At 64.1% G+C, this 25,046-nt stretch carries 23 protein-coding genes; 11 read left to right on the plus strand and 12 right to left on the minus strand.

What is annotated here, in order from left to right; all coding sequences use genetic code 11:
- Positions 1-106 precede the first annotated feature (106 nt).
- Positions 107-1,459, plus strand: coding sequence for a PQQ-dependent sugar dehydrogenase (locus tag CIT25_RS03445; RefSeq protein ID WP_095483168.1), 1,353 nt, complete (start codon positions 107-109; stop codon positions 1,457-1,459).
- A 130-nt stretch (positions 1,460-1,589) separates the two neighbouring features.
- Here CIT25_RS03445 and CIT25_RS03450 read toward each other — a convergent pair whose 3' ends face one another.
- Positions 1,590-2,201 carry an LOG family protein gene (locus CIT25_RS03450; protein ID WP_095483169.1) on the minus strand — a complete coding sequence of 204 codons (612 nt, stop codon included), beginning with the start codon at positions 2,199-2,201 and terminating at the stop codon, positions 1,590-1,592.
- 163 nt (positions 2,202-2,364) lie between these two features.
- Between CIT25_RS03450 and CIT25_RS03455 the strand changes: the two genes are divergently transcribed.
- The 4 genes from CIT25_RS03455 (at position 2,365) to CIT25_RS03470 (ending at position 6,526) form a co-directional block, all read left to right on the plus strand.
- Entirely contained in the window at positions 2,365-3,774 is a 1,410-nt protein-coding gene (locus tag CIT25_RS03455; protein WP_095483170.1) for a LysM peptidoglycan-binding domain-containing protein, read from the plus strand.
- Between the two features lie 63 nt (positions 3,775-3,837).
- Complete coding sequence (locus CIT25_RS03460) at positions 3,838-4,164, plus strand: ArsR/SmtB family transcription factor (RefSeq protein ID WP_095483171.1); 327 nt, start codon at positions 3,838-3,840, stop codon at positions 4,162-4,164.
- A 21-nt stretch (positions 4,165-4,185) separates the two neighbouring features.
- Positions 4,186-6,072, plus strand: a complete 1,887-nt coding sequence (locus CIT25_RS03465) for an ABCB family ABC transporter ATP-binding protein/permease (RefSeq protein WP_095483172.1) — start codon at positions 4,186-4,188, stop codon at positions 6,070-6,072.
- A gap of 106 nt (positions 6,073-6,178) precedes the next feature.
- The gene (locus CIT25_RS03470) at positions 6,179-6,526 is read left to right on the plus strand and encodes an antibiotic biosynthesis monooxygenase (protein ID WP_095483173.1); all 348 of its coding nucleotides are present in this window, start codon (positions 6,179-6,181) and stop codon (positions 6,524-6,526) included.
- A 3-nt stretch (positions 6,527-6,529) separates the two neighbouring features.
- On the opposite strand, the gene CIT25_RS03475 is transcribed toward CIT25_RS03470, so the two are convergent.
- Positions 6,530-7,402 (minus strand): SMP-30/gluconolactonase/LRE family protein, encoded by an 873-nt coding sequence (locus CIT25_RS03475; RefSeq protein WP_095483174.1) that lies wholly within the window; start codon positions 7,400-7,402, stop codon positions 6,530-6,532.
- Between the two features lie 248 nt (positions 7,403-7,650).
- Here CIT25_RS03475 and CIT25_RS03480 point away from each other — a divergent pair, with 248 nt between their 5' ends.
- The 3 genes from CIT25_RS03480 (at position 7,651) to CIT25_RS03490 (ending at position 9,698) form a co-directional block, all read left to right on the plus strand.
- Positions 7,651-8,349, plus strand: coding sequence for a phosphatidylserine decarboxylase (locus CIT25_RS03480; RefSeq protein WP_095483175.1), 699 nt, complete (start codon positions 7,651-7,653; stop codon positions 8,347-8,349).
- A 3-nt stretch (positions 8,350-8,352) separates the two neighbouring features.
- The gene (pssA, locus tag CIT25_RS03485; protein ID WP_095483176.1) at positions 8,353-9,168 is read left to right on the plus strand and encodes a CDP-diacylglycerol--serine O-phosphatidyltransferase; all 816 of its coding nucleotides are present in this window, start codon (positions 8,353-8,355) and stop codon (positions 9,166-9,168) included.
- Positions 9,169-9,434: 266 nt separating this feature from the next.
- Complete coding sequence (locus tag CIT25_RS03490) at positions 9,435-9,698, plus strand: hypothetical protein (protein WP_095483177.1); 264 nt, start codon at positions 9,435-9,437, stop codon at positions 9,696-9,698.
- A 3-nt stretch (positions 9,699-9,701) separates the two neighbouring features.
- On the opposite strand, the gene CIT25_RS03495 is transcribed toward CIT25_RS03490, so the two are convergent.
- Complete coding sequence (locus CIT25_RS03495) at positions 9,702-11,924, minus strand: AMP-binding protein (protein WP_095483178.1); 2,223 nt, start codon at positions 11,922-11,924, stop codon at positions 9,702-9,704.
- A 230-nt stretch (positions 11,925-12,154) separates the two neighbouring features.
- Between CIT25_RS03495 and CIT25_RS03500 the strand changes: the two genes are divergently transcribed.
- On the plus strand, positions 12,155-13,930 hold the full coding sequence (locus CIT25_RS03500) for a tetratricopeptide repeat protein (RefSeq protein ID WP_245329754.1): 1,776 nt from the start codon (positions 12,155-12,157) through the stop codon (positions 13,928-13,930).
- On the opposite strand, the gene CIT25_RS03505 is transcribed toward CIT25_RS03500, so the two are convergent.
- The gene (locus CIT25_RS03505; RefSeq protein WP_095483179.1) at positions 13,905-14,312 is read right to left on the minus strand and encodes a tautomerase family protein; all 408 of its coding nucleotides are present in this window, start codon (positions 14,310-14,312) and stop codon (positions 13,905-13,907) included. The genes CIT25_RS03500 and CIT25_RS03505 overlap by 26 nt on opposite strands.
- Positions 14,313-14,418: 106 nt before the next feature.
- Between CIT25_RS03505 and CIT25_RS03510 the strand changes: the two genes are divergently transcribed.
- A complete protein-coding gene (locus CIT25_RS03510; protein WP_095483180.1) occupies positions 14,419-15,282 on the plus strand; it encodes a LysR substrate-binding domain-containing protein in 864 nt (287 codons plus the stop codon).
- A 130-nt stretch (positions 15,283-15,412) separates the two neighbouring features.
- Here CIT25_RS03510 and CIT25_RS03515 read toward each other — a convergent pair whose 3' ends face one another.
- The gene (locus CIT25_RS03515) at positions 15,413-16,318 is read right to left on the minus strand and encodes a DMT family transporter (protein ID WP_095483181.1); all 906 of its coding nucleotides are present in this window, start codon (positions 16,316-16,318) and stop codon (positions 15,413-15,415) included.
- Positions 16,319-16,935: 617 nt separating this feature from the next.
- Between CIT25_RS03515 and CIT25_RS03520 the strand changes: the two genes are divergently transcribed.
- Positions 16,936-17,442 carry an OsmC family protein gene (locus tag CIT25_RS03520; RefSeq protein WP_095483182.1) on the plus strand — a complete coding sequence of 169 codons (507 nt, stop codon included), beginning with the start codon at positions 16,936-16,938 and terminating at the stop codon, positions 17,440-17,442.
- A gap of 15 nt (positions 17,443-17,457) precedes the next feature.
- On the opposite strand, the gene CIT25_RS03525 is transcribed toward CIT25_RS03520, so the two are convergent.
- From CIT25_RS03525 to CIT25_RS03565, 7 genes are all read right to left on the minus strand, one after another.
- Positions 17,458-17,664 (minus strand): hypothetical protein, encoded by a 207-nt coding sequence (locus tag CIT25_RS03525; RefSeq protein ID WP_095483183.1) that lies wholly within the window; start codon positions 17,662-17,664, stop codon positions 17,458-17,460.
- A 126-nt stretch (positions 17,665-17,790) separates the two neighbouring features.
- A complete protein-coding gene (locus CIT25_RS03530) occupies positions 17,791-18,420 on the minus strand; it encodes a hypothetical protein (RefSeq protein WP_095483184.1) in 630 nt (209 codons plus the stop codon).
- A gap of 82 nt (positions 18,421-18,502) precedes the next feature.
- On the minus strand, positions 18,503-19,255 hold the full coding sequence (locus tag CIT25_RS03535) for an SDR family NAD(P)-dependent oxidoreductase (RefSeq protein WP_095483295.1): 753 nt from the start codon (positions 19,253-19,255) through the stop codon (positions 18,503-18,505).
- A 220-nt stretch (positions 19,256-19,475) separates the two neighbouring features.
- Positions 19,476-20,945 (minus strand): amidophosphoribosyltransferase, encoded by a 1,470-nt coding sequence (gene purF / locus CIT25_RS03545; RefSeq protein ID WP_095483185.1) that lies wholly within the window; start codon positions 20,943-20,945, stop codon positions 19,476-19,478.
- Between the two features lie 79 nt (positions 20,946-21,024).
- Positions 21,025-21,693, minus strand: coding sequence for a CvpA family protein (locus tag CIT25_RS03550; RefSeq protein WP_095483186.1), 669 nt, complete (start codon positions 21,691-21,693; stop codon positions 21,025-21,027).
- Positions 21,694-21,720: 27 nt separating this feature from the next.
- Positions 21,721-23,124 (minus strand): DNA repair protein RadA, encoded by a 1,404-nt coding sequence (gene radA, locus CIT25_RS03555; RefSeq protein WP_095483187.1) that lies wholly within the window; start codon positions 23,122-23,124, stop codon positions 21,721-21,723.
- A gap of 250 nt (positions 23,125-23,374) precedes the next feature.
- Positions 23,375-24,865, minus strand: a complete 1,491-nt coding sequence (locus tag CIT25_RS03565; protein ID WP_095483188.1) for a replicative DNA helicase — start codon at positions 24,863-24,865, stop codon at positions 23,375-23,377.
- Between the last annotated feature and the right edge of the window lie 181 nt (positions 24,866-25,046).

Consider the following 25,046-nt stretch of genomic DNA (forward strand, 5'->3'; position numbering starts at 1 on the left):
CGAGGCGCGCCTACGAACGCCGCTGTTTGGAGGCAATTTGGAATAATACGCCGTTGACTGGCGTTTACACAAAGAGCACGACGCAAATCCATGCGGAGGACGTCCGATGCATGCCGGCTTCCTACGAAGCGTAGTCATAGCGGTATTGGGAGCCGTGATGGCGAGCTGCGCCGGCTTTCCAGTGCAGAAAACGGGGGCAGTAACCGGCTATGGCCCCAACCCCACTTTACCGAAGCCAAGACCGACGCTGATCCCGACCGTCAACATCGCCGAGGCGAAAGGCTGGCAGGAGGATGGTATGCCGACCCCGGCGAAGGGGCTGACGGTGAGCGCCTTCGCCACCGGCCTTGACCATCCGCGCTGGCTGCATGTGCTTCCGAACGGGGACGTGCTGGTTGCCGAAACCAACGCCCCTGCCAAGCATGACGAAGGCTTCAGCATTAGAAAGGTCTTCATGGACCTGGCTATGAAGCGCGCCGGCGCCGCGACTAAAAGCGCCAACCGCATCACGCTCCTGCGCGACACCAATGGCGACGGCGTTGCGGATGTGCGCAGGACGTTCGCGGAAGGCCTCAATTCACCCTTCGGTATGACGCTGTCCAAAGGCAAGCTCTACGTTGCGAATACCGACGCGCTCGTCGCTTTCCCCTACTCCAATGGCCAGACCCGAGTCACCACGCCGCCGGAAAAGATCATCGACTTGCCGGCCGGAGACCTCAACCATCATTGGACCAAGGACGTGATCGCAAGTCCGGATGGACGCAAGCTCTATGCCACCGTCGGGTCCAACAGTAACGTTGGAGAAAACGGCATGGTCGCGGAGAAGAACCGCGCCGTCGTCCTTGAAGTGGATTTGTCCACTCGCCGCACCCGGGTCTTCGCGTCGGGGCTGCGCAACCCGAACGGGCTCTCCTGGAACCCTGAAACTGGCGAGCTTTGGGTCGCCGTGAACGAGCGTGACGAGATCGGCGACGATCTCGTGCCGGATTACATGACCTCGGTTCGTGACGGCGCGTTCTACGGCTGGCCTTACAGCTACTACGGACAGAACGTCGACGAACGCGTCAAGCCGCAGCGCCCCGATCTCGTGGCGGGGGCGGTCAAGCCCGACTATGCCCTGGGTTCCCATACCGCCTCGCTGGGACTGACCTTTTCCAAAGGCGCGTCGCTCGGTCCGGCCTACGGCAACGGCGCCTTCGTCGGCCAGCACGGCTCGTGGAACAGAAGCGTGCACAGCGGCTACAAGGTGATCTTCGTGCCGTTCCGCGGTGGTAAACCGAGCGGTCCCCCGAAGGATGTGCTCACTGGCTTCATTGGGCATGATGGCAAGGCGATGGGCCGTCCGGTCGGCGTTGCTATTGATCAGACCGGCGCACTGCTCGTCGCCGACGATGTCGGCAATGTCATCTGGCGGGCCAGCCGGGCAAGTCGCCGACTTGCGGGGGCAGTAGGGCAGTAGGGCAGTAGGGCAGTAGGGCAGTAGGGCAGTAGGGCAGTAGGGCAGTAGGGCAGTAGGGCAGTAGGAGAGTGCCTCATCATGAGCGCGGCATTCACTACATACTGCCCTACTGCCCTACTCCCTTACTCCCCTAAAGCTTGTCGATTACCGACTGCACACCCTCGGTCGGCGCATCGACCGACGATCCAGCGACCATGATGGCGGCGACGATTGCTTCCGGATCGTCGACCACCAGCGGCTTGACCCGCTGCGCGGTGTGGATGAAGCCTTCGGCCATCATATGGTCGAGCAGCGCCAGCATCGGGTCCCAGAATCCCCCAACATTGCCGAAGACGATCGGCTTGCGATGATGGCCGAGCTGCGCCCAGGTCATGATCTCGATGATTTCCTCGACCGTGCCGATGCCGCCCGGCAGCGCCACAAAGGCGTCGGATTTCTCGAACATGGCGTGTTTGCGCTCGTGCATATTATCGGTGATCACGAGCTCGTCGAGCCGGTCAAGCGCGGTTTCGGTGGCCTCCCTGTTGATCAGGAAGCGCGGAATGATGCCCGTCACCTTGCCGCCGGCTCGCAATGCGCCTTCGGCAACGGCTCCCATGATGCCCCTGGTGCCGCCGCCATAGATCAGACGCAGGCCGGACTTGGCAATCGAGCGCCCGAGCAGGTGTCCTGCCTTGGCATAGGTCTGATCGCGGCCCGGCGATGAGCCGCAATAGACGCAGACGGATCGAATCGTATTCATGAGATGATTGGTGATTGGGTCTTTATTCGTGGTCAAGCCCGCGGCGGGCTTTTTCTTGCCGGCCCCGTTTTCTTGCCGGCCCGTTTTTCTTGTCGGCCCGTTTTTCTTGTCGGTTTGGGCAAAACAGGCTAGACCGGCATTAGGTGGCTAAGGGCAGGGAAATATGGCAATTAATCCATTGAAGGCGTTTTTGTTCGCCGCCGGCGGCTCCGTCGCCGCGGCGGGGACCGCCTATGTGTCGGGCGCGCTCGATCCGTATCTCAATCGCACGCCACCGGCGGAGGTGGTATCGCTGACGCCGCCGGTGCAGAAGCCGGCCGAGCCAGGGACCGATGGACCGCTTTCGCCCGCGCCGGCCACAGATGCTATGGCACCGGCAGCGCCGGCCACGGCCGATGCGATCGCGCCGACCTTCGATATCGTTCGGGTTGAAATCAAAGGCTCTATCGTCGTCGCCGGCAATGCCGCACCCAACGCCAAGGTCGAGATCCTCAACGGTTCGACGGTTCTCGGCTCGACCGTCGCCGGCGCCGATGGCGCTTTCGCCATCGTTCTCGACGATCCGCTGAAACCCGGCGATTACACGATCGCGCTGCGGTCAATGACCGGCAATGTCGTGACCCCCTCTGTGCAGACAGCCGTCGTCTCGATCCCCCAGAGTCCCGCTGGCCAGGTGCTGGCGATGATCGAAGAACCCGGCAAGCCCTCCGAATTGCTCACCGTTCCTGCACCCGAGAAGAAGCCTGAATCGCCTGCCGGCGACAAGGCGGCCGCTCCGGCTGCCGAGGACCCCGCTGCCACGGCACCGGCCCCAGCCGCACCGGCGGCACCGGCCACTGTCGATGCCGCCCCCGCCGCTCCTGAAGTGCCGGTCGCACCCGCAACGCCAGCCGCAGGGCCAAAGATCGTCGTCGAAGCGATCGAGATCGACGGCAGCAAGATCTTCGTCGCAGGGCTCGCCGATCCCGGCCGCAAGGTACGCGCCTATGCCAACGATATCTTGCTCGGCGACGCGAAGACATCACCCGACGGCCATTTCCTGGTCGAAGCGACGCGCAACATTCCGGTCGGCACCTACACCATCCGTGTCGACGCGCTCGATGCCGATGGGATCAAGGTGGTGGCCCGTGCCGCCGTGCCGTTCGAGCGCGAGCCGGGCGAGTCGGTCGCCGCCGTGGCGAAGCCGGCCGCGCCTGCAACCGACCCCGCCACGCCGCCTGCGGCCGCTGACGCGACGACGCCTGCGGCTCCTGCTGCCGAGGCTCCGGCCGATGCAGCGGCTGCGACGCCCCCGGCTGAAGTGCCCGAGACCGCGGCGCCGAAACTCGAACACGCCGACAGCGCCGTCATCATCCGCCGCCACGATACGCTGTGGCGGATTTCGCGGCGGGTCTACGGCCAAGGTGTTCGCTACTCGACCATCTACCTCGCCAATCAGGATCAGATCAGGAATCCCGATCGCATCTGGCCGGGGCAGGTCTTCAAGGTCCCGGAAACGTCGAAGGAAGGCGAGGCCGCCGACTTCAAGGCAATGGGCGACCAGATGACGACGGCCCCGAAAAAGGCCGATTAGAAATCCTTTTCTTCTTTCCGACCTCTTGCGGAAAGTTCGTTCATCGCCTATCGCCGATAGACGATGAATACTCCCCTGATCGAGAAGACCTGCGGCGTCGCCGATAGTCGCGCCGTGGCCGCGAAGCTCGCCGCGCTTTCGCACCCGGCGCGGATCGAGATCCTTAGGCATCTTTCGGCCAGCCGCTCCTGCTGCTGCCGGGAGGTCGTCGACCATCTCGACCTGGCACAGTCCACCGTCTCCCAGCACTTGAAGATATTGGTCGACGCTGGGCTCGTCCGCTACGAACCGGACCGGCAACGCTCGCGCTATCAGGTCGACGGCGATGCGCTAGCTGATGTTTCTGCATCGCTGGCCGCGCTCGTCAATTCCTGCTGCTCTGGCCGCTAAGAAATACGAAAAGGCATAGAAATGGCCGAAAAAACCGTCTCCGCCGATTCCGGCTCGACCTTCAGGACATTGCGCAATCTGTGGCCCTACATGTGGCCGGCCGACCGTGCCGACCTTAGGGCGCGGGTGGCATGGGCGACAGTGCTTCTGGTCGTCGCCAAGCTGACACTGGTTGCCGGTCCCTATTTCTTCAAATGGGCTACCGATGCTCTGGCCGGCGACGCCAAGTCGGTGCCGCCATTGCCGACCTTCCTGCTGGCGCCGGTCATGCTGGTCGTCGCCTATAATGTCGTGCGGCTGGTGCAGCTCGGTTTCAACCAATTGCGCGACGCGCTGTTTGCCCGCGTCGGACAATATGCGGTGCGCCAGCTCGCCTTCCGTACCTTCATCCACATGCATCAGCTGTCGCTGCGCTTCCATCTCGAGCGCCGTACCGGAGGTCTGTCGCGCATCATCGAGCGCGGCACCAAGGGCATCGAGACGATCGTCCGCTTCACCGTCCTCAACACCTTGCCGACCATCCTCGAATTCGCGCTGACAGCCGGCATCTTCGCCGTCACCTATGGCTGGAAATACGTGGCTGTGGTGGCGGTGACGGTCTGGCTCTACATCTGGTTCACCATAAGGGCGAGCGACTGGCGCATCGTCATTCGCCGCGACATGAACGACAGCGACACCGACGCCAGCACCAAGGCTATCGACTCGCTGCTCAATTTCGAGACGGTCAAGTATTTCAACAACGAGAGCATGGAAGCCGAGCGCTTCGACCGGTCGATGGCGCGCTACGAGATATCAGCCACCAGGATCTGGACCTCGCTCGGCTGGCTGAACTTCGGCCAGGGCGTCATCTTCGGTCTCGGCACGGTCGTCGTGATGTGCCTTTCGGCGCTGGAGGTGCAGGCCGGCACGCAGACGGTTGGCGACTTCGTCTTCATCAACGCCATGCTGATGCAGCTTTCGGTGCCGCTCAATTTCATCGGCTTCATCTATCGCGAAATCCGCCAGGGGCTGACCGACATCGAGCAGATGTTCGATCTGCTCGATGTGCCGCAGGAGATCGTCGACAGACCGGGTGCCAAGCCGCTGGCCGTCGGCGCCGGCAAGGTCGAGTTCCGCGACGTGCACTTTTCCTACGATCCCAACCGTAAAATCCTGAAAGGTATCAGCTTCGAGGTGCCCGCAGGAAAAACGGTTGCCATTGTCGGGCCGTCGGGCGCCGGCAAATCGACCATTTCGCGGCTCCTGTTCCGCTTCTACGACATTCAGGGCGGCAAGATCCTGATCGATGGCCAGGACATTCGCGACGTAACGCAGGAGAGCCTGCGCGCTGCGATCGGCATGGTGCCGCAGGACACCGTGCTGTTCAACGACACCATCGCCTACAACATCCGCTACGGTCGCGTCGATGCCAGCGAAGAGGACGTCCGCAAGGCGGCCGAGCTCGCTCAGATCGGGCCGTTCATCGAGCGGCTGCCCGACGGCTACCGTTCGATGGTCGGCGAGCGTGGGCTGAAACTGTCCGGCGGCGAGAAGCAACGCGTGGCGATCGCCCGCACGATCCTGAAGGCGCCGCCGATCCTGATGCTCGACGAGGCGACCTCGGCGCTCGACAGCCATACCGAACAGGAGATACAGGCAGCGCTCGATCTCGTCAGCCAGGGGCGCACCACCATCGTCATCGCCCATCGGCTATCGACGGTGATTTCGGCCGACGAGATCATCGTGCTGCAGGACGGCCAGATCGCCGAGCGCGGCACGCATGCCGCCTTGATGGGCAAGGCCGGTCTCTACGCCTCGATGTGGGACCGCCAGCGCGAGGCGACCGAGGCTGAGGAGCGGCTGCGCATTGCTCGCGAAAGCGATGAGTTCGGCGTTGTCGTCCGCCGCCGCCCCTCGGAGGTGAATTGAGGTGTCGAGAATGAGTTGAATTTTCCGCTTGACCTCAACCTAAGTTGAGATCGTAGACCGCCGATCGAAGGGGCACGGTGCGCCTGTTTGCGGTCGGAGAGCGGAAATGGAACAGCTAAATCAACAACATGGCAGTGGTAGCGTGTTCAGGGTCGACAAGTTCGTAGTCCCTAGCGAAGCCCGCGAAGAAATCATCGCCAAGGTCAGGATGACGCACGAATTGTTGCGCCAGCAGAAAGGCTTCGTTCAGGATTTCTTGCTCGAGCAATTCTCCGGGCCGGGGGAGTTCAACCTCGTGACCATTGTCGAATGGGAAAGCCAGGCAGCCATCGACAATGTGGTGCCGATCGTCAAGGCCGCGCATGAGCACATTGCCTTCAACCCGCAGGAGACGATAGCCCGGCTCGGCGTCAGGGCCGACATCGCCAACTATCAGCGGATTCCCGGCGTGTAGGCTCTACGGCCAGCCGGCACCCGGTGCCGGAGCCTCGATGCTGAGCAATTGGCCGGTGCGGGCATCGCTGATCATGTATTCGAAGCCGCGCCATTCGGCGGCGACGATGAACAGCGTCTTGCCTTCAGCGCCGCCGAGCATGCAGGCAAAGCAGCCGCGATCGGCGTCGACGCTCTCGAGCATTGCGCCGCCTTCTCTCACGCGCACGCAGTGCCGGTTGGGCACGTCGGCATACCAGATGGCGCCCTCGGCATCGAGACAGATACCGTCGGGAAAGCCGTTGCCGAGGTCGGCCCATCGCCGCCGGTTGGCAAGGCTGCCATCGGCGGCGATGTCGAAGGCGGTTAGCCTGTTGGCGTGGGATTCGGCGACGATCAGCGTCTTGTTGTCAGGCGTCACCGCCATGCCATTGGCGAAGGCGATCTTGTCCGCCACCTGCCGCACCGACCCGTCCGGCGCAATCAGCACGATGGTGCCGGGGCCGAAATGCTGGCCGGGAGCCGGCGCCGGCCCGCCGCCATTGACGTAGATGTTGCCTCGCCCGTCGACGACGATCTCGTTCCAAGGGTTCTCTGAGAGGTGTCGCAGATCGGCGTGCGTGACCAGCCTCCCGTCTGCTTCTTGCCGCAGCACCAGCCCTTCACGCCCGCAGACGACGACCAGGCGGCCATCCGGCAGCCAGTCGATCGAATAGGGCAGGGTGGCCGGCACGGTGAGCATGATCTCACTGTTGCCGTCGGCATCGACGGCGATGACCTGGCCGGTTCCCCAGTTGCAGAACCAAAGCCTGCCGTCATGCCAGCGCGGCGACTCGCCGAAGGCCAGGCCGTTCATGACGATGTGCGCCTGTTTGGCTGCTGATTTTTGTGACGGCATTCGTTAGCTCCAGCTGTCGTTCGGCGGCCGCTTCGATAAAGGCACCGTATCTCCAAGGACGAGCGAGGCCGGATCGCCCCGACAACAGTCACAGTTTTTTCGGACAGGCTCATTGGGTCCCTCCAACGCCTGCGATCGACAAACGCTGACGGGACCCAGCCAAGCCGGCCAGCCCTCATTGCCGCGTTGCGGCCACGGGGGCTTTCCGCTATTGAGGCCGGACCTGAAACTAGGGCTGTTCCCATTCCATGGACCTCGTCGACACGATCAAGAAAACGTTCGTTCCGATCCATCGCGAAGGCTATCCGTTCATCGCCGCCTTCGCAGCGGTGACGCTTTTCCTCGGCTATTTCTCTTCGATCCTGTTCTGGGTCTGCCTCATCCTGACGGCCTGGTGCGTCTATTTCTTCCGCGATCCCGAGCGCGTCACGCCTGTCGACGACCGGCTGGTGGTGAGTCCGGCCGACGGCATCATCACTGCGGTCGGCCCGGCCGTGCCGCCGCGCGAACTTGGCCTCGGCGGTGGTGAAATGACCCGTATCTCGGTGTTCATGGATGTTTTCTCCTGCCATGTGAACCGCGCCCCTGTGCGCGGCCGCATCACAAGGATCGAGCATCGGCCGGGCCAATTCCTCAACGCCGCGCTCGACAAGGCGAGTGCCGACAACGAGCGCAACGGGCTGGTCATAGATAGCCCCAACGGCACGGTGGCCGCGGTGCAGATCGCCGGCCTGGTGGCGCGGCGCATCGTCTGCTGGGCCGAGACCGGCGGCACGATCGGCATCGGCGAGCGCTTCGGGCTGATCCGCTTCGGCTCGCGCGTCGACGTGTTCCTGCCGTCGACCGCGACGCCGCGTGTCGCCGTCGGCCAGACCGCGGTTGGCGGTGAAACCATACTGGCCGAATTCGGCGGCATTGCCGCAACGCCGCTCGTGCGGGTGTCCTGAGCCGTGGGCGCGCCGTTCAAGAAGTTCGAGGCACATGGCAGCGGCGGTCCGCGCATCCATGAAATCCCGATGCGCATGGTGCTGCCCAACCTTGTCACCGTGCTCGCCATCTGCGCCGGCCTGTCCGGCATCCGCTTCGGCTTCGAAGGCCGTTTCGAGCCGGCAGTGGTAATGGTGCTGCTCGCCGCCTTCCTCGACGGCATCGATGGCCGCCTGGCCCGGATGCTGAAGGCGACGTCCAAATTCGGCGCGCAGATGGATTCGCTAGCCGATATCGTCAATTTCGGCGTTGCACCCGCGCTGGTGCTCTATGCCTTCCTGCTCGACCAAGCCGGCTCGCCGGGCTGGATCGCCGCGCTCCTGTTCGCCATCGCCTGCGGACTCCGGCTTGCCCGCTTCAATGTGCTTGACGAGGACACGGACCGGCCGGTCTGGCAGACCGAATATTTCGTCGGCGTGCCGGCGCCGGCGGGCGCCGTGCTGGTGATGCTGCCGCTCTATCTGTCCTTCCTGCGGCTAGGCCTGGAGCCATCCCGCACTGCCGCCTTCATTGCCACCGGTTTCACCATTCTGGTTGCCTTCCTGTTGGTCAGCCGGCTGCCGGTGTATTCCGGCAAGAGCCTGAAAGTCCCTGGCGACAGGGTGCTGCCGATCATCCTCGGCGTCGTCCTCTATATACTGCTGTTGATGACCTACCCCTGGTACACGCTGACGGCGTCGGTCGCCGGCTATCTGATCTTTCTGCCGTTCAGCATCCGCGCCTATTCGAGGCGCGCCAAGCGCGAAGGCGAGAAGGTGCCGCCTTCGGACATCGGCTGACAGACGTGTCGCCAATTCGCTCCGAAGGTTATCTGGAGCATTTTGCAGCCAAGTGGATCACTTGGCGTCACAGAAATGCGGCTAAACAAATAGATGGAGCGGGATGCCCAGTTCAATTTGAACGCATCCCGCTCTAGCGGGAACCTGCCGGCATCTTGACCGTTCTGTCTCAGCGGGCGAGGTGCGCGACCTCGCGAAACGCCTCGCCGTCGACCTCTCAAGCTGCTGCGCCAGGCGCGGCACCTGAAGAAGTGCGAGGAGAAGAAATGGTTGTCGTCCTCATCGGTGCGTTGCTCATTGTCGCTGGCGTTGTGTACATGGCTGGCGCAGCCCTAGGGCGCGGGCGGCTCAGTGATCCGGCGCCTGTTCGCGCGGCGCCGGATCGCTCGACGCCAAATCTCGCAACGCCAGGCCCGACACTTGAGCCGCGGCGGCGCGGCCTCGGCTTCCTCGGCCTGTCGCAGAATTGGCCGGGCCTGCTGATGATGGCGGTCGGCGTCATCCTGCTGTTGTCGGTGGTGGCCCTCTAGCCCTTAAGCTGCCGCGCTGAGCCCCAGCCGGTCGATCGCCAGTTTGCGGGTCGAGACATAGTCGGTCTTGCCCGAACCCAGCACCGGGATTTCCTCGACCTTGACGATGTCGTTCGGCACCATCAGTTCGGCGGCACCTGCCTGTTTGCCGAATTTGCGCAATTCGTCGGGGTTGGCGTCATTGGCGGTGGTGACCAGCACGATGCGTTCACCGCGGCGCCTGTCCGGCACCGCCACCACGGCATGGTGCTCTTCCGGCCATAGCGACTGCACCAGCATCTCGACGGCACCCAGCGACACCATCTCGCCGGCGATTTTGGCAAAGCGCTTGGCCCGGCCGCGAATGGTGAGGAAACCCTCGCGGTCGACCGAAACGATGTCGCCGGTATCATGCCAGCCGTCGAGCGGCTGCAATTCGCCGGGCCGATCTGATGTCATGTAGCCCATCATCAGGTTTGGCCCATCGAGCCACAACCGTCCGGCGCCGCTAATGCCCTCGATCGGTTCGAGTTTCATGCGCATGGCCGGCAACAGCCGCCCGACCGTGCCGTCACGGCCGTGGATGGCTGTGTTGACGGCAACGACGGGCGCTGCCTCGGTCAAGCCGAAACCCTCGATGATCTCGGCCTGGAAGCGCTCCCGGTAAACGCGGCGTGTCTCCGGTTTCACCGCCTCGGCGCCGGCGACAATGAAGCGCAGGCTGGAGAAATCGCCGTCCTTGGCGGTGCGCGCATAATTGGCGAGGAACGTGTCGGTGCCGAACATGACGGTCGGCCTTGCATTGCGTGCGACCTCAGGGATCAGTTTGTAATGGAGCGGCGAGGGATAGAGGAACAGTTTTACTCCGGTGACCAGAGGCAGGATGGTGCCGCCCGTCAATCCGAACGAGTGGAACACCGGCAGCACGTTGAGCAGGATATCGGCCGGCGAGATGGTGATGCGGGCTTCGGCCTGCATGGCGTTGGCGAGAAGGTTCCGGTGCGACAGCACCACGGCCTTGGGCGTGCCTTCCGAGCCGGAGGTGAACAGGATCACCGCCGGCTTGGCTGCATTCTGCGGCTGCAGCGGCCAGCGCCACAGCAAGGCGGCGGCGAGCTTGTCCAGCACGGTCACGCTGGTGCGCACATCCTCCAGCCACAGCAGCTTGGCGCCGCCTCCTTCCACCGCCGCGACGATGTCTGCGAGGCTGGCCTTGTCGACAAAGGCGCGCGACGAGACCACGGTGCGGATCTCCGCCGTGCGCACAGCGGCGGTGACGCTGGCCGGGCCTGCGGTATAGTTGATCATCGCCGCCACCCGGCTCGCCGACAGCAGGCCAATGAGCGACAGCACGACGCCATTGGTGTTGGGCAGCAGCAGTCCAACCGCTTCGCCCGGCGCCGTCACAGCCTCGAAGCGGCGGCCGAGCACCCGCGCGCCGATGAACAGCTTTCTGTAGCTCAGTGCGCCGCTGATCACGTCTTCGACGATAGGATGCGAGGCGCCGACACGGTCGGCGGCGTCGCGCATGGCGAGGAACAGGCCGCGATTAAGATCGCTGCCGAAAAGCCGGGCTTCGGCGAAACGGTCGAACAGCGCATTGGTGTTCGAGGACTGATCAGCGTTTCGCGCCACCAGCTCGGTGATGGTCATCGGCTCCAGCACGCTGATCGACAGGCGGGGAAACCAGCGCCGCGGCGCCTTGTCCGCCGGCGTCAGCGATACCGGCAGAGTGCGCGCGCCGGCGACGAAGATCGGCACGATGCGGGCGTCGGCCTGCATGGCGATGCGGGTGACGGCGCGAAACAGGCGAAATGTCTTGATATCAGGCTCGACCGCATCCGGCAGATAGACGGCAAGGCGGCCCTTGCCCTTCAGCACTCGCACCAGCCGACGGCTGACGAAGACGTGCTCGGCATTGAAGGCGATGGTGCGGCCAAGCTCGCGCCATGGTTCGAGCCAGGGCGACTTGGCAGAGGCCTGGTCGAGGATATGCAGCGTGTCTTCCGGCAGCAGCGACAGCATCAGCGCCGGTTCGAGGCGCGACTGGTGCGAAATGACGTAGATGACCGGAACAGCTGCTTTGCGGGCGATCCTGATGCGATCATCGACGACCCGGTAGGCGAGCTTGAACGGCACATAGAGCAGCGCCTGGGTGAAGCGTAGGCCGAGGCGGAATTTTTCCACCACACCGATCAGCAGCCAAGCCGCGACGAGGCCCGCAAGCAGCGCCAGTGTCAGGGTCATGCCGCGTCTCTCCCAACAGATTCTCACGTCGCGGTTCTTTCCCGACCGCTTCAATGAGAACCTAGACGAAGTGGGCTCAACGTCAATGCGGAGGTCCTTTCTTCTCGCCGCCCGCCGTGCCCGACTCCGGCGCAACTACAGATACTGCCGCCGCATTCGGCACCACGCCTACACAGGCTTGCCCGGAGTAGGGCATATACGTTGCCGCTATTTGTCCGTTGGGGGGTGCGATGCACGACTATTATAACGTCGGTCGATACAGCCGGCCGGTGACGACAAGCTCGTCCGAGGCTCAGGTCTGGTTCGACCGCGGCCTCATCTGGCGTTACGCATTCAACCATGAAGAGGCGGTCAAGTGTTTCCGCAAAGCGGCCGAATGTGATCCCGGCTGCGCCATGGCTCATTGGGGCATCGCCTATGCCCTCGGCCCGTATTACAACAAGCCGTGGGCCGACTTCAACGAGCAGGACCTCAAGCAGACGCTGGTCGAGGCGCGTCGCGCGACGGAGGATGCGCTAGCGCTCGCCGACGGTGCGGCACCGGTGGAGAAGGCGCTGATACGGGGGCTGGAGCGCCGCTACCAGTCGGATCACGTGGCGGATAACGAAGAGCTGCGCGCCTGGAGCGACGCCTATGCGGGCGCGATGCGGAAAGTCTACGCAGCGTTTCCGGACGATCCCGACGTCGCCGCGCTCTTCGCTGAGGCGTTGATGGACCGCACGCCCTGGCAGTTGTGGAACCTCGCGAGCGGCGAACCCGCTGAGGGCGCCGATACAGTCGAAGTCGTGGCGGTACTGGAACAAAGCCTACGCCTATCGGATGAGCGCGAGGTCGCGCACCCCGGCCTCATCCATCTCTATATTCACGCCATGGAGATGTCGCCGCATCCCGAACAGGCACTGCGCCCGGCCGATACTCTTCGCGATCTCGTGCCGGACGCCGGCCATTTGCGGCACATGCCCTCGCACATCGACATTCTCTGCGGCGACTATCACGCAGCGCTAGTCGCCAACGAGCGGGCGATCGAAGCCGACCGCAAGTATCTGGAGCGGGAGGGTCCCTTCAACTTCTATACCCTTTCGCGATGTCACGACTATCATTTCAAGCTCTATGCGGCGATGTTCCTCGGCCAGTACCGTCCCGCCCTGGACGCAGCCAACGAAATGCTTGCCACAATCCCGGAAGCGCTGCTGCGACAGGCAACGCCGCCGATGGCCGACTGGCTGGAAGGCTATATGCCCATGAAAGCGCACGTGCTGGTGCGGTTCGGCAAATGGCAGGAGATCCTGGACGAACCGCTTCCCGACGATCCAGACCTCTACCGGGCGACCACGGCGGTCTGGCGCGCATTGCCCATGCCGCACTCGGACAAACAGCCGTGGCCGAAGCGGAGCAGCGCCGCTTCGAGGAGGCGTTCGCCCGCGTTCCGGAAACGCGCATGTTCTTCAATTACCGCTACGTCGACATTCTGGCGGTCGCCGCGGAGATGCTTCGAGGCGAGATTGCGTATCGGAAGGGCGATCACGAAGCGGCCTTCGCGCATCTCCGCGCCGCAGTGGCGCGGGACGACGGCCTTCCCTATGACGAGCCTTGGGGCTGGATGCAGCCGACGCGGCACGCACTTGGGGCCTTACTCCTCGAACAGGGCCACACCCGAGAAGCGGCGCAGGTGTATGAGGCGGATCTGGGAATGGATCGTGGCTACAGACGGATCTCGCGGCACCCCGACAACGTCTGGGGCCTGCACGGCTATGTCGAAGCCCTGCATCGGCTTGGCCGGCACGAAGAGGCCGACGCCATTCAACCTCGCCTCGATCTGGCGATGTCGCGGGCCGACGTCGACATTCGTGCGTCGTGCTTTTGCCGTCTCGGCGACAACTGCTGCGCGTCATGATCAACGCACCGTTGCGGGTATTGCCCGTTTCAGCCGTGAGACGAACGTCTGCGCCTATCCCTCGCCGCAAGGAGGGATAGGCGCCCTCACGTCGCTTTCAACCTCCCGCTGATGAAGCGGAATTCCTGTGTCTTGCCGCCGTAGCCATAGGCGGCGGCCGGCACTTCGTGCACGAAGGCGTAGCTTTCTTCGTGCATCTCACCCAGCAAGCGGCCAAAGGCGGCGAAGATCGCCTTGAGATAGGCTTCCAGTTCGAGCTTGGTGTTGGTGCCGTCGACCACCTTGATATCGAGCCAGAACGTGTTGGCGCCATGCTCGGCCAGCGACTTGCCGCCGGCGAACCAGTGCTGCGGGTCGAGATAAGATATGGCGACCGCGGTGATGGTGGGGTCCTTGCGCAGATGCGTGGCGGTCAGCTCGGTCACCTCCCTGGCGATGGCGGCGGACAGAGCGGCATCGGGCCTGCCGGTGACGGTGACATTGATGATCGGCATTTCTTTTCTCCTGAGGGGCGTCTCGCGCCGCTGGGAAAACCATGTCACGGCTGCAGCGTCAAAAAAATCGAATTGTTTTGGATTTAGAGTTCGATATAACTGAATTATGCAGGCGCTCGACCCCGATCTCCTCAAAACGTTTCTCGCCTTCGTCGACGGCGGCTCGCTTGCTAAGGCGGCATCGATCGTTGGTCGCTCGGCGTCGGCGGTGACCACGCAGATGCAGCGGCTCGAGGATATTGTCGGCGAACCGCTTCTGGTGCCGCAGGGAAGAGGCCGCGGCCTTACACCGGCGGGCGAAGATCTGGTCGGCCATGCGCGGCGCATTCTTGCTGTGCATCGCGAGGCGTGGCTGGCTCTCAAGGGCGTGCGAGCCGATGGGCGCGTGGCCATAGGCACGACACAGGATTTCGCCGACAGCGGCCTGCCGGAACTGCTCAGGACCTTTGCCGCGAGCCACCCGCGCGTCAGGATCGAACTGCGCGTCGGCCGCTCCGCCGAATTGGCGCACGCGCTGCAAACCGGCATCCTCGATCTGATGATCGCCATGCGGCAGGCTCCGGCGCCGGACGAAGTCGGCGTGCTCCGCGAGCCGATGATGTGGCTGTGTTCGCAAAGAGGCTTGGCCACACGCCAGGACCAGCTGCCGCTGGCGCTGCTCGATCCGCAGTGCGGCTTTCGTGACGCGGCGATCGCGGCACTCGACACGACAGGCCGCCGCTACCGGATCGCCGCCGGCAGCGCCAGCCTGGCCGGGCTGCGCACGGCGGTGAACGCCGGCATTGCTCTGACGCTGCGGACGGCGCGCTTTGCCCATTCCGGCATCGTCGAGGCGCCGCGCGAATTTGGCCTGCCGTCGGTTCCCATCGCCGAGTTCGCGATCCGGCTGCGCGAGGACGCCGACCCGCCAGCGCAGGATTTGGCTGCGCTACTCAGCGACAGCCTTGCCTTGGCGGGCCCACCAAGCTGATCTGCAAAGAAAAAGCCGACCTTGCGGTCGGCTGGAGGTGAGACGGGCCGAGGGGTTTGGGGGGACTTGGGGGTGGCCCGTCAAACCCAACAATGCTTGAACCCGATGATGGTTCCACGATTTTGCAAATTTATTTCAGAGGCAGACTTTCCCGGGCAGAGCGCTGCCTCGCCGCTTGCCAGTCGCGCCCGGCATGGGCGAACACCGCGCAGAGCACGATGGCGCCGCCGATCATGCTGGCGGCCGGCGGGATCTCGGCCAGGAACAGGAAGGCGAACAGGATCGCGAACGGCACTTCAGCCGAACCCAGCAGGCCGGATTCGGCCGCTGGAATGAGCCGCGCGCCCTCCGTCCACAGGATCGAGGCCAGCGCGAAAGACGCGCCGAAGGCGACGAGCAGCACTGCGTCTCTGGTTGAGACGGCTAGCGGGTCGGTGACGAACCAGCCGAGCACGAACAGGAGGAATGCCGATACCGCACCGGCCCACACCACAGGCGTGTCACGGAAGGCGCGCACCATGATCATGTAGAGCGCGGCGCCGACCGTCATCAGTAGCGCCAGCCCGTCACCGAACAGATTGCCGGTGCCGAAGCCGGACCACACCATGATCGCCACACCGCCGAGCGATACGGTGGCGGCGGCAAGCGTTTGCAGGCGGAAGCGCTCACGAACCAGCACGAAGGCAAGCAGCGCGGTGACGAAGGGTGCGGTGGCGTAGATGATCGCGACATTGGCGACGAAGGTGAATTTGAACGCTGAGATGAAGGCGATGCTGGCCAGCGCACCCTCGATCGCCAGCAGCCAGCCGCGCCAGCCGAGGCGCAGGCTTTCACGCCTGCCGGAGCGGCGGCGGCGCCACAGCACATAGAGGGTGATCAGGATCGAGCCGACGAAGCCGCGCCAGCACGTGATGGTCAGCGGGTCGGCATGGATCGACTTGGTCAACACTCCGGTGAGGCCAAAGACGGCCGCCGACGCCGAAACCAGGATGATGCCAAGGGTGCGCTCGGCGGCGGTTTCGGTGGTGGCTGGCATGCTTAGGGATCCCGTCATGTCACCAGACTATGCTGCCTTGTCCTGACACCGTACTGTCAGCAGGGGGTGCCGCATCCTACAGTCGCTTGAGGAAATGTTCGTTGCCGATGATCAGCAGGCCGGCCGCGACGATCAGGGTTTCAGCGTACGCTACACGGGTGGAACCCTGCGCGGCGCTGCGCCAGCGGCGAGCTAGCGTTGGGGCAGGGCCTGGCGGCTCGGGTATCCCGTCCGGCCGATGCGGTTGAAGGGCGCTCCCGGGGCATGGAGCCGGGCCTTGGCCGCGCACCAGACAATACTGGAAGGCCGGCTGCGCCAGCTTTCCGGCGTGATAGAGAAGATCGGCAGACTACGGACGACCTCGCTCGAGGCGAGGCGCCAACCGCCGGGGAACTGGTGCGCTCAATGGCGCCGGACGCCAGACTCAGCGGGCTCGGACGGATGGCGTCATCGCGTGGCGGCCCCAGGTCGCATGAAAAGGCACCCGGTCTAATGACGCACCAATATCCGGACAGCTTGTCACTCTGATCCAAATGTCGTGAAATCGAGGTTTAGGCCGTAGAGTCTATTCGAGTATCGTGACGAGCGATGAAGATGACTGTCGAAAAGGGTTGGACATGGATGCCACCGGACTGAAGGCCATGCAGGCGCCGCTCAAGGACGCCTATCGCGACGACGCGTCGAGCGCGCTGGTCACGCTCAGGGCCAGGGGCTCGATCGACGACCAGTCGATCGCCTGCAAAGTTGAGACGGGCCGGGCGCTGGCCGTTGCCGGTCTCCATCCGGCTACCGGCGGTTCGGGGCTCGAACTGTGCTCGGGCGACATGCTGCTGGAGGCGCTGGTCGCTTGCGCCGGCGTGACGCTTAAGGCGGTGGCGACGGCGCTGGAGTTCAAACTCGGAGCCGCCACGGTGGAGGCCGAAGGCGATCTCGATTTTCGCGGCACCTTAGGTGTGGCAAGAGATGCGCCGGTCGGCTTCCGCGCCATCCGGCTGAATTTCATCCTCGACACCGACGAGCCACAAGAGCGCATCGACACTCTGCTCAAATTGACCGAACGCTACTGCGTGGTGTTCCAGACCATCAATGCCAAGCCGGAGCTGACGGTAAGCGCGCGCCGCTGAAACGCGCGCCGCCGGCTATTCACTTTCGCCCTCGTCGGCGAAGGGCGAGGCGCTCGGCACGCACTGCACCGACCAGCCGGCCGGCGTCGGCTGCTTCTGATATTCGGTGACGGCGGAGGTGCATTGTTCGCGGGTGTCGAATGTGCTGGGCAGCACCACCATGCCGCCTTGCGGGCCGGCAATCACCAGATACCAGACCAACGCTACGCTCGAAGCCGCCATGGGAAATTCCTCGTTTGTTGTGGGATTCGGGCGATCCTATCAACTCCGCGCGGTCGACGAAAGCGCGGCTGGCGCGGTGGTTCGCCACGGCATCACGGCGTGAGGTTCGACGTTTGTTTGAACAGCTCAGTTCGCGGCAAAGCAGTAGAACAGGCCGTCGCCGCCGGTGCTCTTCAGCGCCTCCTGACTGCAGCCGCCGCGTGAAGCGTGCGAGGAATTCCACGATTTGGCGGCGGCCGAATCGTCGAGACCGGCGCGATCGTGATGGCCCGTCATTGCCGCACCTTCTGCTCCGCTGAGCGTCCAGTCGCCGCAGGTCTGGTCGGCGATTTTCGTGCCGTCGGGCTTGGAGCCGGTCAGCACGTCGTGCCGGTTGGGCTTGTCGCCGCGGCCGTTGACCACGTTGCCCTTTTCGTCGAGCGCCGTCTGCTTGGTGATGGCGTTGGCATCACTGTGCAGCGACGCGACATCGTCGGCGATCTTGTCGCCCTTGGCGTTGAACCACGGTCCCTTGCCGATGCGATCGCGCGCATCGGTGTCGCTGGTCGAGAGATAGGCGCGCCATGTCTTGCCGGTCACGCCGGCGGCTTCAGCCAGCGACCCGCAATGCGCATCGGCGCCCGCCAGGCCGCCGAGATCGGCGCCCTTGCCCGAGCCGACGCTGGTGACGAAGAAGCTCATTGTCGTATCCTGTGAGGATGCGACGCCGACGGCTGCAAGCGATGCGGCGGCGGTGACGAGAAGCAGTCTGCGCATGGTGGTCCTCCGTTTTGCGAAAACTAGGCATTCCAACAACGTCGGTGGCGGCGCAATTCTTCCGCCAAAATACGCGGTGCGTCTACTCCGGCTGCCGGTAGGCGACAAAACGGTTGTGCTTGGCCTGGAAGATCAGCCCGGTTTCCCTAAGCGCAGGGCTGGCCAGCGGCACGATGCGTTTGGCGATCTCCGAGGGATGCGGCAGCGTTCCCGGATCCTCGCCAGGCACCGCCTGCGCCCGCATGGCGGTGCGGGTGGCGCCGGGGTCGGCGGCGTTGACCCTGAGGGCCAAGTTTTCCGTCTCGTGCGCCCAGGAACGCATCATGGTCTCGACCGCCGCCTTCGACGCAGCATAGGGCGCCCAGAAGGCCCGCGCCGAATGGGCGGCGTTGGAGGAAAGCACGATGGCGCGACCGGCATCGGAGAGTCTGAGCAGCGGGTCGACCGAGCGGATCAGCCGCCATGTCGAGGTGACGTTGATGGTCATCACCTTCTCGAAGGTCTTGGCCTCGACATGGCCGATCGGCGAGATCACGCCGAGCACCCCGGCATTGGCGACGAGAACGTCGAGCTTGCCCCAGCGTTCGTGGATGGCACCGCCCAGCCGGTCGATGCCGGCCATGTCGGCGAGGTCGAGCGGCACAAGCGTGGCTTGTCCGCCCGCCGCCTTGATCTGATCGTCGAGTTCCTCCAGTCCGCCGACGGTGCGGGCAACCGCGATGACATGCGCTCCGGCAGCGGCAAGTTCCAGGGCGATGAAGTAGCCAATGCCGCGCGAGGCGCCGGTGACGACCGCGACGCGGCCGGAAAGATCGAGGGCAGGGGCGGGGATCATGCGAGAGCCTCCGTGAGTAGGCGTGAAAACACCCCCCTCTGTCCTGCCGGACATCTCCCCCTCAAGGGGGGAGATTGGCCCTCATCCGGCTCAGCGCCCGTTTTGCGACCGTCGCGATTGGCGAAAGTCGATAGTTCAGCCGATCTCCCCCCTTGAGGGGGAGATGTCCGGCAGGACAGAGGGGGGTAAACTGGGGAAGGCAAATGGTGGTCCGGCAACCCTACGACCCGCCCGCCGCCAAGAGCGACAGCGTGCGCACATTGTCGGAACCTTCGAAGTCGGCAAGCCGGGTCGGGTATTGCCCGGTGAAGCAGGCGTCGCAGAATTGCGGCTGCTCGTTGTCGCGGCCGGCCTCGCCGACAGCGCGGTAGAGCCCGTCGATCGACAGGAATCCGAGCGAATCGACGCGGATAAATTCGGCCATCTCTTCCACCGACATGCGCGACGCCAGCAGCTTCGACTTCTCCGGCGTGTCGACGCCGTAGAAGCAGGAGGCGCGTGTCGGCGGCGAAGCGATGCGCATGTGCACTTCCTTGGCGCCGGCATCGCGCACCATCTGCACGATCTTCTGGCTGGTGGTGCCGCGCACGATCGAATCGTCGACCAGCACCACGCGCTTGCCTTCGATCATGCGGCGGTTGGCGTTGTGCTTGAGCTTGACACCCATGTGGCGGATCGAATCGCCAGGTTGGATGAAGGTGCGGCCTACATAGTGATTGCGGATGATGCCGAGCTCGAATGGGATGCCCGCGGCTTGCGAAAAGCCGATCGCCGCCGGAGTGCCGCTGTCCGGCACCGGCACGACGATATCGGCGTCGACCGGACTTTCGAGCGCCAGCTCGGCGCCAATGCGCTTGCGCACCTCATAGACATTGCGGCCTTCGACAGACGAATCCGGACGAGCGAAATAGACATATTCGAAGATGCAGAAGCGGGTCTTCTGCGGCTCGAAGGGAAACAGGCTCTCGATGCCCTTGGCGGTGACGACGACCATCTCGCCGGGCTTCAGGTCGCGCACGAAACGCGCACCGATAATGTCGAGCGCGCAGGTTTCGGAAGCCAGGATCCAGGCGCCGTCGAGATCGCCGAGCACCAGCGGGCGGATGCCGAGCGGATCGCGGCAGCCGATCATCTTCTTTGCCGTCATCGCCACCAGCGAGAAGGCACCCTCGACCTGGCGCACCGCATCGATGAAGCGCGAGTTGAGATCGCGTTCCCTGCTGGTGGCGACCAGATGCAGCAGCGTCTCGGTGTCGGAGGTCGACGAGAAGATCGCGCCCTGTTTCTGCAGCGCGCGCTGCACGGTCATGGCGTTGGTGAGGTTGCCGTTGTGGGCGACGGCGAAGCCGCCATCGGCGAGCTCGGCGAAAAACGGCTGGATGTTGCGCTGGCCGGCGCCACCGGTGGTGGCATAGCGCGTGTGGCCGATCGCGCGATTGCCTTGCAGGCTGTCGATGACGCGCTGCTTGGTGAAGGTGTCGCCGATCAGGCCGACATGATGTTCGACATGGAACTGGGTACCGTCATAGGAAACGATACCGGCCGCTTCCTGGCCGCGATGCTGCAACGCATGCAGGCCAAGTGTGACGATAGCTGCGGCGTCCTGCCGGCCAAAAATACCGAACACACCGCATTCGTCGTGGAAATGATCGTCAGCTTCGGCGGAAAGCACGTCGTCTGCGTCTGCCATCTTCAGCTCCGCTAAAGTCGCTATATAGTGTGATGACTGCTCGAGAGCAACGTAGAGTTTGCGGCTTTTCACATGATCGTCAGTTTGCCGGCGCCGGATTGGCCGGTGCATTGTCGGCCGGTGGCGCGTCGGTCTCGCTGCCATCGAGCGCCGGAGCATCGTCGCCGGTTGCCGGCGCGTCCGCTGCCGGTGCATCCGCCGCCGGTGGCGTCTCGGCGCCGGTCTCGGGTGCCGGCTGGCTAGGATTGAGCCTGTTGAGGATCGCGTTTTCCGGGTCCTCGGGCAGCAGGCTTTCGAGCTTGGCGCCGAGCGATTCGAGCAGCGGCCGCGACTTGGCGTTGGCGACCCAGCCCGGAGCCTTGGGACCGGCCAGCCAGTTGAAGAACAGCAGGGCCACCGCAACGACCAGAATGCCGCGCGCCGCGCCGTAGAGGAAACCGAGCGTGCGGTCGAGCGCGCCGATCCTGGAATCGATGATCCAGTCGGCGAGTTTCATGGTGATGACGGAAACGACGATCAGCGCGATGATGAAGACGATGCCGGCGGCGGCCACCATGGCAATCTTCTCATTGTCGACATAGGGCTGAACGTAAGGCAGGACCGGTTTGTAGAAGAAGAACGCCGCCGCTGCCGCCACTATCCAGGAGATGACCGAGAGGATTTCGCGCGAAAAGCCGCGAACCATGGCGAGCATCGCCGAGACCAAGGTGAAGCCGACGAGAATTCCGTCAAGCAGCGTAATCGGCATGTCTTTTGCCCCACTTCATGAGCCGCGTCATTCTTGCTCGTCGGCGCGGCTGCGCCGTGAGCCGGCTATGCGCGCCACGAGATCGGCAAGCTCGGTGGGCTGGAAAGCGCCGGCCCCTATCCCCCCGGCAAGTTCCTCGCTGCCTAAAGGCAGAACCGCGCTTCCAAAACCCAGCTTTTCGGCTTCCTTCAGGCGCTGCTGCGCATGCGCAACCGGCCTTACGGCGCCCGAAAGGCTGATTTCGCCGAAATAGACGCAATCGGCCGGAAGGGCAAGACCGGTGAGCGAGGAAACCAGTGCGGCCGCCACCGCCAGATCGGCGGCCGGCTCCGAGATACGGTAGCCGCCGGCAACATTGAGATAGACGTCGTGGGTCCCGAAGCGGACCCCGCAATGGGCCTCGAGAACCGCGAGGATCATCGACAGCCGGGCGCCGTCCCAGCCGACGACGGCGCGGCGTGGCGTGCCCAGCGACGACGGCGCCACCAGCGCCTGGATCTCGACCAGCACCGGGCGGGTTCCCTCCATGCCGGCGAAAACCGCAGCGCCCGGCGCTTTCGCATGGCGTTCGCCGAGAAAAAGCTCGGACGGATTGGCGACCTCGCGCAGGCCCATGTCAGACATTTCGAAGACGCCGATCTCGTCGGTCGGTCCGAAGCGGTTCTTGACCGTGCGCAGGATGCGGTAGTGGTGGCCGCCTTCGCCCTCGAAATAGAGCACGGCGTCGACCATGTGCTCGACGACGCGAGGGCCCGCGATCTGGCCTTCCTTGGTGACATGGCCGACGAGCACGATCGCCGCCCCTGTGGATTTCGCATAGCGGATCATCGCCTGGGCGGCGGCGCGCACCTGGGTGACGGTGCCGGGCGCCGAATCGGCCATGTCGGTCCACAAGGTCTGGATCGAATCGAGGATCACCAGATCCGGCCGCTTGCCGTCGGCGATGGTGGCGAGGATGTCCTCGACATTGGTTTCGGCGGCAAGCTCCACCGGAGTGTCGGCGACGCCGAGCCGCTGCGCGCGCAGCCTGATCTGGGCGACGGCCTCTTCGCCTGAGACATAGACGATGCGGTGGCCCTTTGCCGCGAGTGCCGCGGCCGCCTGGGTGAGTAGCGTCGACTTGCCGATGCCGGGATCGCCGCCGACCAGAAGGGCCGAGCCGCGCACGAAACCGCCGCCAGTGGCGCGGTCGAGCTCGCCGATGCCGGAGACGATGCGCGGCGCGTCCTCGATGTCGCCGGACAAAGTCGTGAGCACCACGGCGCGGCCCTTGCGGGCATTGCGGGTGTTGGCCGGACCCGAGCCGATGCCGCCGGACGTGCCTTCCTCGACCAGCGTGTTCCACTCGCCGCAGGCATCGCATTTGCCGGCCCAGCGCTGATGCACCGAACCGCAATTCTGGCAGATGAACTGAACGCGGGACTTGGCCAAACTGCTACCTTCCCGCCAATTGGCGAGCGCCGTGATCCTTCGCGCCCCCCTCTGTCCTGCCGGACATCTCCCCCACGAGGGGGGAGATCGGATTGCGCTTCGGATTTCGCCAATTTTCGGCGTTGCAGAAAAGAAGGCTGGCGTAGATGACAGCCAATCTCCCCCCTCGTGGGGGAGATGTCCGGCAGGACAGAGGGGGGCGCCGTAGAGCGCTGCTGTCCCGCATCTTTGGTGCGGCGTCGGTCAAAAGCTACTCAAACCTCTCCGCAATATGATGCTCCTCGGCGAGGTCGGAGAAGCGGGTGAACTCGCCCTGGAAGGCGAGGCTGACCGAGCCGGTCGGTCCGTGGCGCTGCTTGGCAACGATGACCTCGGCCTTGCCGCGCATCTCGTTCATCTCGTTTTCCCATTTGATGTATTCGTCTGTGCCGGGCTTCGGCTCGCGGTTCTTCAGATAGTATTCCTCGCGGTAGACGAACATCACCACGTCGGCATCCTGCTCGATCGAGCCCGATTCGCGCAGATCCGAGAGCTGCGGGCGCTTGTCGTCGCGGCTTTCGACTTGGCGCGACAGCTGCGACAGCGCGATGATCGGCACGGCAAGTTCTTTGGCCAGCGCCTTCAGGCCAGTGGTGATCTCGGTGATTTCCTGCACGCGGTTCTGCGAGGATTTCGCGCTCGATCCTTGCATCAGCTGGATATAGTCGATGACGATGACGTCGAGGCCGCGCTGGCGCTTCAGCCGTCGCGCGCGCGCCGACAGCTGGGCGATCGAGATGCCGCCGGTCTGGTCGATGAACAGCGGGATCTTCTGCATGGTCTGCGAGCAGGCGACCAGCTTTTCGAAGTCCATCTCGCTGATCTCGCCGCGGCGGATTTTTGACGACGGGATTTCGGTCTGCTCGGAAATGATGCGGGTGGCGAGCTGTTCCGACGACATTTCGAGCGAGAAGAAACCGACGACACCGCCATTGGCCGCCTTGAACGAGCCGTCGGCCTGTTGCGCCGGCACATAGGCCTCAGCGATGTTGAAGGCCATGTTGGTGGCGAGCGATGTCTTGCCCATGCCGGGGCGGCCGGCGATGATGATCAGATCGGACGGCTGCAGGCCGCCCATGCGGCGGTCGAGATCGCGCAGGCCCGTGGCGACACCTGACAGATGTCCGTCGCGCATATAGGCGGCGTTGGCCATGTCGACGGCGGTTTTAACCGCGTCGGTGAAGCTCTCGAAGCCGCCATCGTAGCGGCCGGTCTCGGCCAGCTCGAACAGGCGCCGCTCGGCATCCTCGATCTGCTCGGACGGCGACATGTCGACCGGCGCATCATAGGCGATGTTGACCATGTCTTCGCCGACGGTGATCAGCGCGCGTCGCGTGGCGAGATCGTAGATGGCGCGGCCGTAGTCGGCGGCGTTGACGACGGTGACCGCCTCGACAGCCAGCCGCACGACATATTGCGCAACCGTCATGTCCCCGACCTTCTCGTCGGCCGGCAGGAAGGTCTTCAGCGTGATCGGCGTCGCTACCTTGCCCATGCGAATGAGCTCGGCGGCGACCTCGAAGATTTTTCTGTGCAGCGGCTCGTAGAAATGACCGGATTTCAGGAAGTCCGAGACGCGGTAGAACGCATCGTTGTTGACGAGGATCGCGCCGAGCAGCGCCTGCTCGGCCTCGATGTTGTTCGGTGCCTCGCGATATAGCGGTGTTTCCGCCACGCCGAATTTTCGTGCTGCCTCTGCCATGATGTCCCCGGTTTCGATCCCGGTCTCTCGATATCAGAACGGGATAAGTCGGTGATGACTTATCTGCATCAGTCCCCATCCAATCGGCTTTGGTGCCCGCGATTCACAGCCAAGATCTTTCGGTGGAAAGAATCTTGATTGACTCGAATCAAGATGGCGAGCCTAGCCGTTCTCTAGAGAG

Source organism: Mesorhizobium mediterraneum (genome assembly GCF_002284565.1).
In the GTDB taxonomy this organism is placed as follows: domain Bacteria; phylum Pseudomonadota; class Alphaproteobacteria; order Rhizobiales; family Rhizobiaceae; genus Mesorhizobium; species Mesorhizobium mediterraneum.